Source organism: Acuticoccus sediminis, assembly GCF_003258595.1.
Lineage (GTDB): Bacteria > Pseudomonadota > Alphaproteobacteria > Rhizobiales > Amorphaceae > Acuticoccus > Acuticoccus sediminis.
On the sequence record NZ_QHHQ01000002.1, the window covers coordinates 421992 to 438806 of the forward strand.

14 protein-coding genes are annotated in these 16815 nt (G+C 70.4%); 6 read left to right on the plus strand and 8 right to left on the minus strand.

Annotated elements, in window-relative coordinates; all coding sequences use genetic code 11:
- The first annotated feature begins 38 nt into the window (after positions 1-38).
- Genes dctP (DLJ53_RS10050) through DLJ53_RS10060 form a run of 3 tightly spaced genes read left to right on the plus strand, consistent with a single transcriptional unit; the run spans position 39 to position 2915 of the window.
- On the plus strand, positions 39-1061 hold the full coding sequence (gene dctP / locus DLJ53_RS10050) for a TRAP transporter substrate-binding protein DctP (RefSeq protein ID WP_111344826.1): 1023 nt from the start codon (positions 39-41) through the stop codon (positions 1059-1061).
- Positions 1045-1641, plus strand: coding sequence for a TRAP transporter small permease (locus tag DLJ53_RS10055; RefSeq protein WP_111344828.1), 597 nt, complete (start codon positions 1045-1047; stop codon positions 1639-1641). Before dctP (DLJ53_RS10050) ends, DLJ53_RS10055 begins: the two co-directional genes overlap by 17 nt.
- Entirely contained in the window at positions 1638-2915 is a 1278-nt protein-coding gene (locus DLJ53_RS10060) for a TRAP transporter large permease (RefSeq protein ID WP_111344830.1), read from the plus strand. The genes DLJ53_RS10055 and DLJ53_RS10060 overlap by 4 nt, the downstream gene beginning before the upstream one ends.
- Before the next feature lie 117 nt (positions 2916-3032).
- Here the strand turns inward: DLJ53_RS10060 and DLJ53_RS10065 are convergent, their stop codons facing one another.
- The 8 genes from DLJ53_RS10065 to DLJ53_RS10100 all read right to left on the minus strand — a co-directional run bounded on the left by DLJ53_RS10065 (position 3033) and on the right by DLJ53_RS10100 (position 13822).
- Positions 3033-3872 (minus strand): enoyl-CoA hydratase/isomerase family protein, encoded by an 840-nt coding sequence (locus tag DLJ53_RS10065; protein ID WP_111344832.1) that lies wholly within the window; start codon positions 3870-3872, stop codon positions 3033-3035.
- A gap of 16 nt (positions 3873-3888) precedes the next feature.
- Entirely contained in the window at positions 3889-4917 is a 1029-nt protein-coding gene (locus tag DLJ53_RS10070; RefSeq protein ID WP_111344834.1) for a LacI family DNA-binding transcriptional regulator, read from the minus strand.
- A 140-nt stretch (positions 4918-5057) separates the two neighbouring features.
- On the minus strand, positions 5058-6401 hold the full coding sequence (locus DLJ53_RS10075) for a TRAP transporter large permease (RefSeq protein ID WP_202913094.1): 1344 nt from the start codon (positions 6399-6401) through the stop codon (positions 5058-5060).
- 116 nt (positions 6402-6517) lie between these two features.
- On the minus strand, positions 6518-7582 hold the full coding sequence (gene dctP / locus DLJ53_RS10080) for a TRAP transporter substrate-binding protein DctP (RefSeq protein WP_111344836.1): 1065 nt from the start codon (positions 7580-7582) through the stop codon (positions 6518-6520).
- 11 nt (positions 7583-7593) lie between these two features.
- Positions 7594-8328: a TRAP transporter small permease gene (locus DLJ53_RS10085; RefSeq protein ID WP_111344838.1), complete on the minus strand. Its 735-nt coding sequence runs from the start codon at positions 8326-8328 to the stop codon at positions 7594-7596.
- Positions 8325-10094: a hydantoinase B/oxoprolinase family protein gene (locus DLJ53_RS10090; protein WP_111344840.1), complete on the minus strand. Its 1770-nt coding sequence runs from the start codon at positions 10092-10094 to the stop codon at positions 8325-8327. The genes DLJ53_RS10085 and DLJ53_RS10090 overlap by 4 nt, the downstream gene beginning before the upstream one ends.
- The gene (locus tag DLJ53_RS10095) at positions 10094-12151 is read right to left on the minus strand and encodes a hydantoinase/oxoprolinase family protein (RefSeq protein WP_111344842.1); all 2058 of its coding nucleotides are present in this window, start codon (positions 12149-12151) and stop codon (positions 10094-10096) included. Before DLJ53_RS10095 ends, DLJ53_RS10090 begins: the two co-directional genes overlap by 1 nt.
- Before the next feature lie 72 nt (positions 12152-12223).
- Positions 12224-13822: a class I adenylate-forming enzyme family protein gene (locus DLJ53_RS10100; RefSeq protein ID WP_146619925.1), complete on the minus strand. Its 1599-nt coding sequence runs from the start codon at positions 13820-13822 to the stop codon at positions 12224-12226.
- 150 nt (positions 13823-13972) lie between these two features.
- On the opposite strand from DLJ53_RS10100, the gene DLJ53_RS10105 reads away from it, so the two are divergent.
- The 3 genes from DLJ53_RS10105 to DLJ53_RS10115 are packed head-to-tail and all read left to right on the plus strand — an operon-like array spanning position 13973 to position 16781.
- Positions 13973-15097, plus strand: coding sequence for a CaiB/BaiF CoA transferase family protein (locus tag DLJ53_RS10105; protein WP_111344846.1), 1125 nt, complete (start codon positions 13973-13975; stop codon positions 15095-15097).
- Complete coding sequence (locus DLJ53_RS10110; protein ID WP_244935053.1) at positions 15094-15912, plus strand: enoyl-CoA hydratase/isomerase family protein; 819 nt, start codon at positions 15094-15096, stop codon at positions 15910-15912. The genes DLJ53_RS10105 and DLJ53_RS10110 overlap by 4 nt, the downstream gene beginning before the upstream one ends.
- A complete protein-coding gene (locus tag DLJ53_RS10115) occupies positions 15912-16781 on the plus strand; it encodes an MBL fold metallo-hydrolase (RefSeq protein WP_111344848.1) in 870 nt (289 codons plus the stop codon). The genes DLJ53_RS10110 and DLJ53_RS10115 overlap by 1 nt, the downstream gene beginning before the upstream one ends.
- Positions 16782-16815 lie beyond the last annotated feature (34 nt).

Here is a 16815-nt window from a genome sequence, read left to right on the forward strand (position 1 = left end):
CGGAGAGGCGGGGCCCGCCATACTGGGAGGAATCCACGATGACCCGAACACTCGCTCGGCTGGCGGCAGGCCTCGTCCTGAGCGCCGCCTTCGTCACGAGCGCCGCGGCGCAGGAGACGATGCGCATCTCGCTCGACACGAACCCGAGCCACGTGCGCAACCACGCCATCGAGCTCTTCGTCGAGAAGCTCGAGGAGAAGGCCGGCGACAAGCTGAAGGTGGAGGTCTACCCCTCCGCGCAGCTCTACCGTGACCGTGACGTGGCGCGCGCGCTGCGCCAGGGCGCGGTGGAGATGGCCGTCCCCGGCACCTGGGTGCTCGACGGCGCGGTGCCGAGCTTCGGCCTCACGTCGCTGCCGATGTTCTACGGCCTCCCCGCCGAGGTGACGCTCGAGCTGATGGACGGCGAGATCGGCCAGAAGATCAACGAGCGGGCGGAGGACCGGCTGCGCGTCCACGTCCTCGGGCCGTGGCTCAACCTCGGCTTCTCGAACTATTATGCCACCGGCGCGCCGATCAAGACGCACGCCGACATGAAGAACCTCAAGATCCGCATCTCCGGCGGGACCGCGAACGCGGCGCGCGTCGAGGGCTTCGGCGGTGTCGCCAACATGATCGCCTGGCCGGACGTGCCCATGGCGCTGTCCTCGCACGTGGTGGACGCCGTCTCCTCCACCCACGAGAGCATCGCCAGCGCGAAGCTGTGGGACTCGGGCCTCAAGCACGCCTTCGAGGATCGCCAGTGGTTCGGCCAGTACGTGCCGATGGTCTCGTCCGCGTTCTGGGACAAGCTGGATCCGGAGCTGCAGGACGCGATCACCGAGGCGTGGGCCGAGACCGTGCCGGAGGAGCGCCGCATGGCCGCCGAGGCGCAGGACGCCGCGCGCGAGAAACTGATGTCCGAAGGGATGGATATGACGACGCCGACCGAGGAGCAGCTCGCCGAGGGGCGGCGCATGCTGATGCCGCGCCAGGAAGGGCTCGTCGAGGAAATGCAGATCGACGACGAGCTGGTGAGCCTCGCCATCGAGGAGCTGCGCGAGCGTGGCCTCCTCGACTGACGCCGCCGAGCGCCACGGCGCCGCTGCCACCGCGTCCGGTGGCGGCGGCGCTTCGCCGCTCGCGCGCGTCGCGCGGGCCTTTGCCACCTTCTGGACCGGCCTCGAAGTCTGGGTGACGGGGACGATGGTGGGCGGTGCGCTCGCGCTCGTCCTCTACACCGTCGTGCTGCGCTGGCTGGCGCCGGCCTACGCGCCGCACGTGACGGAGGAGGTCACCGTCTACATCGTCATGTGGGCGGTGCTCCTGGCGGTGGGCCGGGTGACGCGCGAGCGGCGGCACATCCGCGCCGACCTCGTCGTCGGCCTGATGCCGACGACGGTGCAGCGCGGGCTGGATGTCCTCGCCAACCTCGTCGGCGCCGCGTTCGCGGTGTTCCTGTTCCGCTACGGCTATGCCGTCGCCTACGAGGCATGGGACTTCGGCGACCTCTCGGCGACCACCCTGCGCTTCCCGCTCTGGATCTACTACGCGTCGCTTCCCGTCTCGGCGGCCCTCATCGCGATCGGCCATGTGACCGCGGCGATCGCGATCCTCGCCGGCTGGGACGCCCCTGACGATACCCTGGAGGACCCGGCATGACGGGCGCACTGGTTGCCGGCGGCGGAGGTCTCCTCGTCCTCGGCCTGCCGATCTACCTCGTTCTCGGGGTGACCGCGGCGCTGCTCCTCGCTTCCACCGGCGCGCCGATGATCTCTGTGACGCAGAAGATCGTCGACGAGCTCAACTCGCAGACCCTCATCGCGGTGCCCTTCTTCGTGGTCGCCGCGACGTTCATGGAGCGCGGCGGCGTCGCGAAGGCGCTGATCGACGCCGCGCTCACCTGGGTCGGCCGGGTGCGCGGCGGTCTCGGCATCGTCTGCGTGATCGCCTGCACGATTTTCGCGGCGATGTGCGGCTCGAGCGTCGCGACGGCGCTCGCGATGGGCACCATCCTCGTGCCGGCGATGCTGCGGGAGGGGTACGCGCGCCCGTTCGCGGCCGGCATCGTCGGCTCGTCCGGCACGCTCGGCATCCTCATCCCGCCGAGCCTCGCGATGGTCGTCTACGGCGTCCTCTCCGACGAGTCGGTGCCGCGCCTCTTCCTGGCGGGGGTGATCCCGGGCCTGATCCAGGCCGCGCTGATCTCCGGGTGGATCGTCTTCTACGCGCGCCGCAAGGGCTATCGCCGGTCGGAAACGCCGATGGCGCGGGGCGACTTCCTCGCTACCAACCTGCGCGCGCTGCCGGCGCTGTCGATCCCGATCATCGTGCTGGGCGGCATCTACGGCGGCGTCGCGACGGTGACCGAGGCGGCGGCCCTGTCGGCGGTGGCGGCGATCCTGGTGAGCCTCGTCTTCTACCGCTCGATCACGATCAAGGGGGTGATCCCGCTGATCGCGCTCGCCACGCGCAACGCGGCGACGATCATGATCATCATCGTGACCGCGCTGATCTTCGGTCACTGGGTGACGGAGAGCGGGGCGACGGCGGCGATCGTCGACTTCGCGCGCCAGCAGCAGCTCAGTCCGGCGGCCTTCCTGGCGTTCGTGACGGTGCTGTTCTTCGTCCTCGGCATGTTCCTGGAGGTCTTCTCGGTCCTCCTGATCGCACTGCCGGTGCTGTTGCCGCTGCTGCCGGAGTTCGGGATCGACCCGATCCAGTTCGGCGTGATCGTGACGATCAACATGGAGCTCGCGCTGCTGACGCCGCCCGTCGGCCTGAACCTCTTCGTGCTGTCGTCGATCACCAAGGCGCCGATGGCGGAGGTCATTCGCGGGATCGTGCCGTTCGTGGTGCTGATCGCGTTGCTGTTGCTGGCCGTGATGGTCGTGCCGCAGCTCTCGCTGTGGCTGCCGACGCTCGTGCTCGGTTGAATTCTCCCTCGCCGGCACGACGGAAGGGGCGCCGGATCTCCGGCGCCCCTTTTTCGTTTCAGGATCCGCGGCGGCGACTGTCCGGTCGCCGCGCCTCGCGTGGCGTTGCGGCGGTGGTCAGTGGCCGGTGAAGACCGGGGCGCGCTTCTCGTTGAAGGCGGTGATGCCCTCCCGCCGGTCGGCGGTGCCGACGAGGGCGTTGTAGGCGTCGATCTCGAAGAACATGCCGGTGCGCAGGTCCATGCGCCCGCCGAGCGTCATCGCGCGCTTGGCCTGGCGGATGGAGAGCGGCGCGTTGCGGGCGATGGCCGACGCGGTGTCCACCGCTGTCGCCAGCAGCGTCTCCGGCTCGGTCAGGCGGTTCACGAGGCCCCAGTCCGCCGCGTCGGCCGCCGAGATCGGCCGGCCGGTGAAGATCGTCTCGGCCGCGCGCGCGTAGCCGATGCGGCGCTGCAGCGTCTGCGTCCCGCCGCCGCCCGGCATGATGCCGATCGTCACCTCCGTCAGCGCGAAGCGGGCATTGGTGGACGCGTAGATGAAGTCCGCGAGGAGGGCGAACTCGCAGCCGCCGGCGAAGGCGGCACCGTTGACCGCCGCGATCATCGGCAGCGGGCAGTCGAGCATGGCGAGCATCATCCGCTCGAACAGCGCGTGCTGGCGGTGCCAGTCGGCGTCGGACATGCCGCGCCGCTCCTTCAGGTCGACGCCGGCACAGAACGCCCGGTCACCGGTCCCGGTCAGCACGACGGCGCGGATCTCCCCGGGCCCGGCGTTGAGGCGGGTGAAGAGGGTGTGGATGTCGCGCCCCATCTGGGTGGAGATCGCGTTGCGCACCTCCGGCCGGTCGAACCGCACGACGAGGACGTGCGGCGCGGCCATCTCCACCTGAAGCGTCTCGTAGGTGCCGAGGTCGGCGAAGGCCGCGCTCTCGCTTGCGGGCGTGTCGATGGTGGTCATGGGGCGTGTCCTCTGATCAGGATTGGCGCGGCGGTCCGATGGAGCCGCGCTCGACGAATTCGGCCGGCAGCAGCACGTGCTCCGGCGGGCTCGTCCGGTCGCCGGAGATCCGGCGAAGCAGGAGATGGGCGGCGGTGCGGCCGACCTCGGCCTGGTCCCAGCGCTGGATGCTGATCGGCGGGCTGTGCAGCTCCGCGAGCTCGGATTCGCCCGAGCCGATCACCGAGATGTCCTGCGGGATCGACAGCCCCCGCACCCGCACCGCCCGCAGGACGCCGGCCAGCATGTCGATGCCGCCGGCGATGATCGCGGTCGGCGCGTCCTTGCCGCCGAGGATCGAGGAGGAATGGCGGAAGCCCTCGTTGGCGAGGAACCCGGTTGTGCGCACGTAGGCCTCGTCGACCGGCAGGCCGGCGCGCGCGAAGGCGTTGCGATAGCCGCGCACCCGCTCCCCGGCGGGGAAGAGGTCCGGCCGGCCGGTGATGAGGCAGATCCGGCGATGGCCGAGGTTGATGAGCCGGGTGGTCGCCGCCTCGATGGAGCCGGCATGGTCGGCCATCACCGCGTCCGCCCAGTCCGGCTTGTCGCGATCGACGAGGACGATCGGGCCGCCGAAGTCGTGCAGCACCTTCTCGAACTGCGCGTCGATCGGGCTGTAGGGGCCGAGGATCACGCCGTCGGTCTGGAGCCGGCCGAGCCGGTCGATCAGCTCGATCTCCCGTTCGCGGATCCCCTCGGAGTTGGAGATGACGAGGGAGTAGCCCGCCTGGTCGAGCACGTCGTGGGTCGCGCGCACGAAGGCCGCGAGCGCGGGGATGTTGATCTCGCGGATGATGCAGCCGACGAGCTGGGTGGACTGGCGGCGCATCGACTGCGCCACCGCGTTGGGGCGGTAGTTGAGCCGGTCGATCGCCGACAGGACCGCGTTGCGGATCTCCGGCCGCACGGTCGCCTTCTTGTTGATCACGCGGGATGCGGTGCCGATGGAGACGCCCGCCGCCTGCGCGACGTCCTTGATGGTCGGTCCGCCACGCTTTCTGTTCATGCTGTCCCGCACTCCGATCTCGAACGTCCTTGCCGCGTCGCTCCGGGCCGGCCGACGCGGCGGCCCGGAGGGGGCGCTTTGCATGTTTCATGCGACTTGCGCCCGGTCCGCAGCATGACGTCCGATAGTTTGCATCGCCTCTAGCCGTACATCAGGTTCGGCAGCCAGAGCACAAGGTCCGGCAGGGCGATGAGGATCGCGAGGGTCACGATGTCCATCAAGAGGAAGGGGCCGATGCCGCGGAAGACGTTCTCCAGCGACACGGCGTTGCCGATGGCGCTCTTGAGGACGAACACGTTGAGGCCGACCGGCGGGGTGATCATGCCGACTTCGAGGAGCTTCACCAGGAAGACGCCGAACCAGATGAGGTTGTAGCCGAGCGCGTCGACCACCGGCACCACCACCGGCAGCGTCAGCAGGAGGATGCCGATCGGGTCCATGAACATGCCCAGCACCACGTAGGCGAGGGTGAGCGCGAGGAGGACCCAGATGCGTCCGCCCTCGATGCTGCCCGCCCAGGTCGCGAGGTCGGCCGAGACGCCGGTGAAGGCGACGAACGAGACGAGCACCTTGGAGGCGATGGCGATGGCGAAGATCATCGCCGTCTGCACGACGGTCTCGCGCACCGCCGACCAGGCGTTTCCCCGGCGGATGCGCCCGCGCAGGACGCCGAGCACGAGGACCGCGGCCGCGCCGAACGCCGCCGCCTCGGTCGGCGTGCCGATCCCGGTGTAGATCACGGTGATGATGACGGCGAAGATCAGCAGGATCTGCCACGTGCCGGCGAGGGAGAGGAGCCGGTCGCGGTTCGTGAACCGCTCCGTCACCGGCGGCGCGAGGCGCGGGTTCAGCTTGGCCCTGACGACGATGATCGCGACGTAGGTGAGCGCGGTGAGGATCCCCGGCACGATGCCGCCGATGAGGAGTTGGCCGATCGACTGCTCGGCGAAGATGCCGAAGATCACCATGAGGATCGACGGCGGGATCAGCGCGCCGAGCGTGCCGCCCGCTGCCACGGAGCCCGAGGCGAGGCGCGGGTCGTAGCCCTGGCGCAGCATCTCCGGGACGGCGATGCGGCCCATGGCGGCGGCGGTGGCGAGGGAGGAGCCCGAGATCGCCGCGAACAGACCGCAGGCGACGACGGAGGCACAGGCGAGCCCGCCCGGCAGTCGCGCCAGCCAGACCCGCGCCGTGGCGTATGCGTCGCGCGTCGCGCCCGACGCGAAGGCGAAGTTCCCCATGAGGAGGAACATCGGGATCGCCATCAGCGTGAAGCTCGCGACGAAAGAGTACGGGTCGCGGCCGAGCATCGAGACCGTGCTCTTCCAGCCGAAGTCGAAATTGAAGGCGCCCATCCGCGTCGCGTTCAGCACGAAGAGGCCGACGACGGCGGTGAACAGGAGGCCGAACGCGATGGGGACGCGCATCACGAGGAGCGCGATCATGGTCAGCCCGGCGACAGGGGCGAGGAGCGTGCCGTCCACGTCAGCACTCCGAGAGGTTCGAGGGGAAGAGGGCGTGGGTCCCTCCGCAGAGAGGACCCACGCCAGGGGCCACGCGGCTCAGCCGCGCTGGGGGAGGCGTTGGGGTGACGCGCCCGTCACCACATGTCCACGACGCCGAGTTCCTCGCCCTTCGCGGTGAACTCGTCCTGCAGGGACTTGTAGGTCTCGACCATCGCGGCGGTGTCGCCGGCGGCGGCGTTGGCCTTCGCCCAGTCGCCGAAGAAGTCGGGCGAGGCGGCGATCCACTTCTCGCGTTCGGCCGGGTCGAGGGCGATGTATTCCATCTTCGCCGGGCCGCTCTCGTTGGCGAGGGTCTCGCGCTCCTCGAGGGCGAGCTCCGACGCGCGCTTGGCGTAGCGCTCCTCGGCCTCGCGCATGGTGTCGGTCAGGATCGTCCGGATGTCCTCCGGGAGGGCGTTCCAGAAGTCGCGGTTGACCAGCTCGAACTGGATCGCCTGGCCGAGACCGGCGGCGACGTAATAGTCCGTCACCTCGTTGTGGCGGATGGGGCGGGTGGTGACGATGTAGTTGGTCGAGCCCGACACGACGCCCTTGGAGAGCGCCTCGTAGACGTCGTTCCAGGGGATCGACACGGGGGTCGCGCCGACGGCGGAGAACGCCTGCGCCTGCACGCCGCGTGCCCGGACCTTGAATCCCTTCAGGTCCTCGACGGTCTCGATCTTCTCCTTGGAGACAATGCCGGTGCCGCCGGTCGGGATGATGCCGAGGGCCATGACGTTGAGCTTCTCGAGCTCGGCGTCGAACTCGGGGTACTTCTCCATCATGCCGTGGATGACGTTGATGGCGACGTACGGGGAGGGGCTCGTGAACGGCAGGTTCACCATGTTGATGAGCTGCATCTGGCCCGGATAGGAGACAGTGTAGATCTTGCCCATCTCGATGAGGCCGTCGCCGATGGCGGCGACGATGTCCTGGTCCTTAACCAGCGAGTTGCCGAGGTACATCTCGAAGGCGACGCGCCCGTCGGTGCGCTTCTCCACCTCCTCGGTGAACCAGACGATGGCTTCCTGCGTCGGGTCCGTGACGGCCGACGGGGAGGCGTAGCGGATGGTGATGTCGGCCGCGTCCGCCGGAAGCGCGGCGGCGAGCGCGGTGGCGGCGAAGAGGCCGGCGGCCAATACCCTGAAGCGGGTCGTCATGGGGTTTCTCCCTATTGAGCGTATTCGATGTCGTCCGCCGTCTGCGCGGCGGTTTCTGCGGCTTCGCGCCGGCGTGTCGCGAGGTCGACGCCGAGGCGAAGGAGGAGGGCGACGAGACCGACGACGGCGACGGCGCGCGCCGGCCAGGTCAGGATCTTGTTGACGCCGAGGTAGGCGTCGCCGGTGGCGTGGGCCCGCAAGGCGCCCTTGGCCATCGCGTAGGCGAGGACGGCGAAGCCGAAGAGCCCGACGAGCCAGCCCGCGACGATCACGACGCGGCGCAGGCGCAGCGGGAAGGGGTCCGTGAAAAGGGTGACCTCGACGTGCTCGCGCCGCGCCTGGGTGTAGGCGAGCGGCAGGAAGACGACCGCGACGAGGAGCATCTCGGCGATCGCCTCCATGTCCGGGATCGGCGCCGAGAACAGGAAGCGGCCGAGGCTAGAGCCGACGGTCATCACCATCATGGCGAGGAGCATCGCGCCCGCGAGGTCGGCAAGGGCGCGGTCGAGCGCCATGCCGAGCGGGGGGCGGGGCACGACGGAGCCCGGCGTTGCCGCGTTCGCCGGGTCGGTGCCAGCTGTCACGGTGCCAGCTGTCACGCCCTCCGGGGAGGGGGGCGCCGCCGCATCCTTCGGCGCCGCGCAGGACCGCGAGTCCGCTGGCGCGAGGGCGGGCGCACCGCCGGCGGACGGCGTGTCCTCCGGCTCGGGGGGCGACGTCGCGGAGAAGCGGCTCGGGGCGTTCATGCCGCCGCCTTTGCCATCTCGTCGCGGCGTGCGCGCGTCGCGGCCTCGTCGACGGACTTGCCGGTGGCGTCGAAGACGACGCCGTAGGAGGCGAGGGCGGCCTCGGCGGTGATGTAGCCGTCCAGGACGTCGGAGAGCACGCGCTCGGGCTCGCGCGCCAGCGGGTTGCCGTAGCCGCCGGAGCCGGCCGGCCGCACCGTCACGCGGTCGCCCTTGTTGACGACGACGTAGGCGCCCTTGGACGGGACTTGGACCGTGTCGCCGCCGGTGGTCTCGACGCGCGCGGTGAAGCAGTGCCCCGCCTCGCCGCCGAAGAGGCCTTTGGGGGCGACGAGGCCGCGCTCCGCCATGACCGTCAACGTCGCCTCGTCGAACCCGACGGTGTAGACGCGCTCGCACGTCAGCCCGCCGCGCCACCGGCCCGCGCCGCCCGAATCCGGCACGAGGCTCCAGCTGTCGACCTTGAGCGGCGTCAGATGCTCGATCTGCTCGACCGAGGTCGTGCCCGCGTTGCCGACGAGGACGCGGATCGCGCTCACCCCGTCGCGCATCGGCCGGCCACCATAGCCGCCGCCGTGCGGGTCGATGTGCTGGATGTGCTTGCGCCCCAGCGCCCTGGCGCGCGCCATGTCCGGATCGGCGCCGGACATGATGACCGAGAAGGCCGAGTCGTTGGACTGAGCCACCACGCGGTCCGGCACGGCCTGGGCGAGCGTCGTCAGCAGCATGTCGATCACGCGCGGCGACGTCTCGGTGACGCCGGAGACCACCGACGCGGGGTAGGTGCAGTTGAGGAGCGTTCCTTCGGGGCAGATGATCTCGATCGGCCGGTAGCAGCCCTGGTTGATCGGCACCGACGGGTCGGTGATCGCCTTCACCGTGAACCAGGTGGAGTTGCACGTGACCGAGAACGGGCAGTTGATGCCGCCGCGGACCTGCGCGCCGGTGCCGGTATAGTCGAACGTCATCCGGTCGCCGGAGACGGTGATCTCCACGCGGATCGGGATGAGGTCGGTCGGCCAGCCGGGCGCCTGCACGGGCTCGACGAAGTCCTCGCCCTCGTAGACGCCGTCGGGGATGCGCTCGATCTGCGCGCGCATCAGTGTCTCGGAGTAGTCGAGCGCCTCGCGCATCGCCTCCGCGAGGGTGTCGGCGCCGAACTTCTTCGCCATCTCGGCGATGCGCTGGTCGCCGACGTAGGTGCCGGCGTACTGGGCGTTGATGTCGAGGACGCGGTTGCCCTCGTCGCGCGTGTTCGTGACGATGAGGCGGAAGAGGTCCTTCACCGGCTTGTCGTCGCGGTAGAGGAGGACGGGCGGCAGGCGCAGTCCCTCCGCGTGAAGGTCCCAGGTGACGGGCGTGAACGAGCCGGGGGCGGTGCCGCCGATGTCCACCCAGTGGCCGCGCGTCATGGTGTAGGCGACGATCCTGCCGTCCACGAAGACCGGCCGGGTGAGCTGCACGTCCGGCTGGTGGTTGCCGCCGCCGAGGTAGACGTCGTTGGAGATGATGACGTCGCCCGGGCGCAGGTTCTCGGCGCCGATCGCCTCCACCGAGGCCTTCGTCGAGATGACGGCCGAGCCCATCATCGTCGGGATGTCGTTGCCCTGGGCGACGAGCTGCATGCTGGCGTCGAAGATCGCCGCGGAGGCGTCGCCGCCGGAGTGGATGATCGGGCTGCCGGCGGTCTTCATCATCGCCGACTTCATCTCACGCGCGATGGCGTAGAGGCCGGAGCGGATGATGGCGGATGTGGCCTTGTCCATCAGCGTTTCCCCACGGTGATCACGATGGTGGCGTCGTCCATGACCTCGAGCGCGTCGCCGCTGGCAATGGCGATGCGCGAGGACAGCTCCTCGACCACGAGCGGGCCCTCGACGCTGTCGCCGATGCAAAGGTCGTCGCGGCGGTAGCGCGGGACCTCGGCGATGCCGTCGTCGAAGTGGACGCGGGCGGTGCCTGCAGGGGCGAGCGCCTCGCCGTTGCGCTTGCGCGCGGGCGGGCTCAGGAACGCGCCGACCTTGCCGATGGCGGTGACGCGCGCGTTGACGATGCGGACCGGTCGTCCCTCGATGTCGAAGTTCCAGTGCCGGCGGTGCTCCTCCTGGAAGTCGCGGCCGATGGCGCCGACGCCGGCGGCGTCGAGCGTGCCTGGCGCGACGGAGACGGGCATCGTCTGCCCCTGGCCGAGGTACTGGCAGTCCGCGCGGCGCTCGATGACGATGTCGGTGTCGGCGAGGCCCGCAGCGCGCATCGGGGCGGCGGCCGCCTTCTCGAGGTCGGCGAAGACGGCGTTCAGCCGGTCGGCGTCGAGGTCGGAGACGTTCTCCACGATCGAGGCCTGCGTGTCGTTCTTCATGTCAGACACGAGCATGCCGAACGCGGAGAAGACGCCCGGCATAGGCGGCAGGACCACCGTCGGCACGTCGAGCTCGCGGGCGAGGTCGACGGCGTGGACGGGACCCGCGCCGCCGTAGGGCACGTAGACGAAGTCGCGCGGGTCGTAGCCGCGCTCCACGGTGATGAGGCGCATCGCCTGCGCCATCAGCGCGTTGGCGACCTGGCGGACGGTGAGCGCGGCCTCCTCGACCGTGACGCCGAGCGGCTCGGCGAGGTGGGTGCGGATGGCGGTCTCGGCCGCCGCGCGGTCGAGCGCGAAGTCGCCGCCGATGAAGCTCGTCGGGTCGACGTGGCCGAGGACGAGGTTGCAGTCCGTCACCGTCGGGCGCGTGCCGCCGCGGCCGTAGCAGGCGGGTCCGGGGTCGGCGCCGGCGCTCTCCGGGCCGATGCGAACGCCGCCCGCCTCGTCGATGTGGGCGATCGAGCCGCCGCCGGCGCCGATGGAGATGATGTCGATGTTCGGGCAGCGCACCGTGTAGGAGTGCAGCTCGCTCTCGTTGCGCATCTCCGGCCGGCCGCCGCGCACCAACGAGATGTCGAACGAGGTGCCGCCCATGTCGCCGCAGATGGCGCCCGCGACGCCCATCCGCTCGCAGAGGCGCGCCACGGCCGTGACGCCGCCCGCGGGTCCCGATTCCAGCAGTGTGACGGGCTTTCCGGCGACGGCCTCGGGGGAGGTGAGGCCGCCGTTCGACTGCATGAAGTAGATGTCGGCGCGGATGCCGAGGTCGCGCACCTTGTCGGTGAACTGCGTCGCGTAGGTGGCGCAGCGCGGGCCCAGAATGGCGTTGACCGCGGTCGTGGAGGTGCGCTCGTACTCCATGATCTCCGGGTTCACCTCGATCGAGCCGGTGATGAAGGCGCGGTTCACCCGTTCGCGGGCGAGTTCGAGGGCGCGGCGCTCGTTGGCCGCGTTGGCGGGCGAGTTGAGGAAGACGAGGGCGATCGCCTCGACCCCGTCCTCGATCATCGCGTTGACGGTCTCCATCAGGCCGTCCTCGTCGAGAGCGGTCTCGATGGTGCCGTCGTTGAGCGTGCGTTCGGTGACCTCGGCGCGCAGCCGCCGCGGGACGAGCTCGCGCGGGGCTTCGAAGAAGAGGTCGTAGAGGTCCGCGCGGTCATGGCGCCAGGCGCGGCGCAGCTCGAGGATGTCGCGGAAGCCCCGGGTCGTGATCAGCCCGGTCTTCGCGCCCTTTCCCTCGATCACCATGTTGGTGGCGATGGTCGTGCCGTGGCCGATGAAGCCGATGTCCTCGGCCGCGGCGCCGGAGAGGGCGAGGATCGCCCTCAGGCCGTCGAGCGCGCCCACCGTGGGGTCGGCGGGTGTCGTGGGGACCTTGGTCGTGAGGACGGATCCACCGCCCTCGTCGAACATGACGACGTCCGTGAACGTGCCGCCGACATCGATGCCAACGCGCCGCATGCGCCCTCCCTGTGCCGGGCCATTTGGCGTCCCCGTTGGTCGGGGATCAGTGGCCCGGTCTCGTATAACGTTTCATTTCGGAGAGTGCACAGGCTCCGCCATGCTGTCAACGTGTGCCGTGTCGGCGAGTGGCTCGAGGGCGGGGTAGCGGCCGTCGACGACGCGGTAGCGGGCGAGCACCGCCTCGCGCGTCCGGTTGCGCACGACCTTGCCCAGCCCGTTGCGCGCGATGGCCTCGACGTCGACGAAGAGGCGCGGGCGTTTGTGCTTCGTCATCGCCTCCAGTGCCGGCGCGAGCGCCGCCTCCCAGCCCTCCGGAGCACCGGCGGCGACGGCGGTGATGATCTCGCCCCAGTAGGCCGAGGGCAGCGACAGGACGACGAGCTCTCCCCCCGGCATCGCCGGGCGGAGCTGCGCCTCGATTTCGTCCGGCGTGACGCGGTAGCCGCCGGTCTTGATCACGTCGGCCTCGCGCCCGGCGAGGTGGAGGCGCCCTTCGGCGTCGATGAAGCCGAGGTCGCCGGTGCGGTGGAATCCGTCGGGCGGCCTCCGCGTGATCCCGTTCGGGCCGATCTCGGCGGCCATCATGTGCTGCGCGCGCAGGAGAATCGGCCGCGGCGCGGCCCGGTCGTCGCCCGCTGGCGCGGCGCCGTCCGGATCGTCGTCGTCGCCGAGCGCGATCTCGACCCCGCTCGCCGGCCAGCCGACGCAGTTGGACGCGGCGGCCGCCGGGGACGCGTACCAGCGGTCGGTCTCTGCGGGCGTCAGGACGGTGATGGGGTTGAACGTCTCGGTCTTTCCGTAGGTGATCCGCACCACCGGGCCGAAGATCGCCTTCGCTGCGTGGTAGACGTCGGGGGTGAGCGGCGCTGTCCCCGTGTAGATCGCGCGAATGTGCCGGTAATCCCGCCCCGCGAACGCTTCGGCAAAGCGCACGAGGACCGAGGGAGAGGCGAAGATCTGGTCGACAGTCTTGTCCTCAAGCGCGTTCGTTACGCGCGGAAGGTCGATCCCGGGGAGAAGCGTCACCGCCGCGCCGCCGTCCAGGAACGCCTGCGTGACGAGGCTTGCGCCGTGCGAGTAGGGCGTCATCAGGAGGACGTTGCAGCCCTCGACCGGCGCGATCTGCAGCGAGGCGCGCTGCAGGATGTTGGCGATCCACCGCCCGCCGTGGGTGTGGACGATGCCCTTCGGTTTTCCCGTCGTCCCCGAGGTGAACATGATGCGCCCCGGCGCGTCGGCGTCGACATGGACCGCGGCGAGGTCCGCGATCGGCACCGGAGGGACCGTGCGCGGGTCCAGGATCGGCGCGAGGTCGTCGAGCCTGTCCGCCACCTCCGGCACCGTCAGCAGGCGCGTCGCGCCGGCGAGGCGGGTGCAGTGGGCGATCTCGTCCGGCGACAGGGCGGGGTTGATCGGCGCCTCGGTGAGGCCCGCCATCGCGACGCCGTAGCTCGCCGCGACGGCGTGTCGCCCGTTCGGCATGACGGTCGCGACGACGGCGTCCGCGGGCATGTCCGCGAGCGCGGCGGCGACGCCGGCGGCGTGGTCGAACAGCGCCGCGTAGGTGATGGCGCCGTCGGTGTCGACCACGGCGGTGTGGTCGGCGAAGCGGGCGGCGGCGGGCGCCCATTCGTGCCGCCAGGCGATCGAGTTCATGCGGCCGTTCATCGGCGCGTCCTCCACTTCGGAGCGGTGTGTCCGCCCGTGTTCATGCCGGCGCCGGGGCGGGCGCCGACGGGTCGATTTATCGTGAAACGTTATATTGACCCGGCCCTTGAGGCCACCCTAGTGTGCGCTCAACGAGAAACGAGGTTTGGGATGGACGCCAACAAGCCGCTCGACGGTGTGACCGTCATCGAACTCGGCCACAGCGTCGCGGCGCCGTATGCGGGAATGATTCTCGCCGATCTCGGCGCCCGCGTCATCAAGGTCGAGAACCCCGGCAAGGGGGACTATGCCCGCGGGTGGGGTCCCCCGTTCTGGGGCGACACCGCCTCCGCCTTCGCCTGCCTCAACCGCGGCAAGGAGGGCATCACCATCAACCTGTCCGACCGCGACGACGCCGCGCACCTGCGCCGCCTCATGACCGAGGAGGCGGACGCCGTCATCCAGAACCTGCGACCCGGCATCCTGGAGAAGTTCGGCTTCAACGCCGACGAGATCCGTGCCGAGCGGCCGTCGCTGATCTGGTGCGACCTCGGCGCGTTCGGCGCCGTCGGCCCGCTGGCCTCCAAGCCCGGCTACGACCCGCTCGCCCAGGCGACCTCCGGCATCATGAGCGTCACCGGAGAGGGCGACCGCCCGCCGGTCCGCGTGGGCGTGTCGCTGGTGGACATGGGCTCGGGCATGTGGAGCGTCATCGGCATGCTCGCCGCGCTCTTCGCCCGCGAGCGCTCGGGGGAGGGGACGCGCATCTCCACCTCGCTGTTCGAGACGGGGCTGGCGTGGATGACCGTGCCGCTGGCCGGCTACGAGGCCAACGGCGAGGTGCGCAAGCCCTACGGCTCGGGCGTCGCCGAGATCTGCCCCTACCAGGCGTTCGAGACGCGCGACGGCTGGATGATGATCGCCGCCGGCAACGACAACCTCTTCGCCAAGCTCTGCCGTGTCCTCGACCTGCCGCTCGCCGACGATCCGGACTTCGCCACCAACGCCGGGCGCGTCACCAACCGGGACCGGCTGCTGCCGATGATCGCCGCGAAGGTCGCCGAATGGCGGTTCGACGCGCTCGCCGCCGCGCTGGATGCCGTGGGGCTGCCGAACTCGCCGCTCCTCACGGTCGACGCCGTCTCACGCCATCCGCAGACGGAGGCGCTCGGGATGAGCGTCGAGGCCGGCGGGTTGCGCCTCATGGGCGTGCCGCTGACCATGGGCGGCGAGCGGCCGCGCGCCACGACGCCGGCCCCGGCCCTCGGCGAACACGACAACAGGATCAAGGCATGAGCGCCCTCCCGATGCCCCCGGCGCTGCCGGACTTCACGACCATCACGCTGGAGCGCCCGGCCGAGCACGTCCTCCTCGTGGTCCTCGACCGGCCCGACGCGCGCAATGCGATGAACACGCAGATGGGCCTCGACCTGATGGCCCTCTTCGAGCGCTTCCAGGTCACCACCGACGGCGCGCGCGTCGTGGTGCTGACCGGGCGGGGCGACAAGGCGTTCTGCGCCGGCGGCGACCTCAAGGAGCGTCGCGGCATGAGCGACGAGACATGGGCGACGCAGCACGCGATCTTCGAGCGGATGGTGCGGGCGATCGTGAACTGCCCGATTCCGGTGATCGCCGCGGTCAACGGCGCGGCGTACGGCGGCGGCTGCGAGATCTCGGCCGCGTGCGACTTCGTCTACGCCTCGGACACGGCGAAGTTCGCGCTGACGGAGGTCACGCTCGGCATCATGCCCGGCGCCGGCGGCACGCAGAACCTCGCCCGCGCCGTCGGCTCGCGCCGCGCCAAGGAGATCACCCTCACCGGGCGCCCCTTCAGCGCGGCGGACGGCGAGCGGTGGGGCTTCGTCAACCAGGTCTGCACGCCGCAGAGCCTCCTCGACGAGGCGATCGCCACGGCGACGCGCATCGCCGAGAACGCGCCGATCTCGGTGCGGCAGATCAAGCAGTCCATCGGCCGCGGCATCGACATGAGCCTCGCCGACGGTCTCGCCTACGAGATCGAGGCCTACAATCGCATGGTGCCTACCGAAGACCGCCACGAGGGCGTCAACGCCTTCAACGAGAAGCGCAAACCGAACTTCAGGGGCCGCTGATGCTGCCGACGGAACAGATCCCCGGAGTCTACCACCGCAAGGTGGGCGACATCCTCGTCACCGCCCTCACCGACGGCTATCTCGACGCCGGGTACGGCATCTTCCACAGCGTTTCCGCCGACGAGGCGGCGTCGATCCTCGACGAGGGGCGTGAGCCGAGCCCGCCGCGGATCTCGGTCAACATGTTCCTGGTGCGGGGCAACGGGCGGACGGCGCTCGTCGACACCGGCTCGTCCGACTGCATGGGCGACACGCTCGGCCTCCTGCCGCAGTCGCTGGCGGCGGCCGGCGTCACGCCGGAGGAGATCGACACGATCCTCCTCACCCACATGCACCCTGACCACTCCGCCGGCCTGCTGACGCCGGAGGGGAAGGTGCAGTTCCCCAACGCCGAGGTGGTGGTGGGCGAGGCGGACTATGCCCTGTGGCACGACGACGCCGCGATGGCCTCCACCGACGAGCGCCGCCGCATGCGCTACTTCGAGTGGAGCCGCAAGCAGATCGCGCCCTACCGCGACCGGCTCGTCTGGGCCGAGGGGGACGTGATGCCGGGGGTGACCACGGTGCCGCTGCCGGGACACACGCCCGGGCACTGCGGCTATCTCATCCACTCCGGCAACGACAGCATGCTCGTGTGGGGCGACACGGTGCACGTGCCGGGCGTCCAGGTGCCGCGCCCCGAAGCGTCGATGGTGTTCGACTGGGAGCCGGACCGGGCGGTCGAGAGCCGCCGGCGCGTGTTCGACATGGTGGCAAGCGAGAACACGCTGGTCGCGGGCATGCACATCCACTTCCCCGGCTTCGGCCGCATGATCCGCACCGGCGACGGCTATCGCCTGGTGCCGGAGGCGTGGACGTTCACTCTCTGACCAACGGACGGCGGCCGCAGGACGTGGCCGCCGG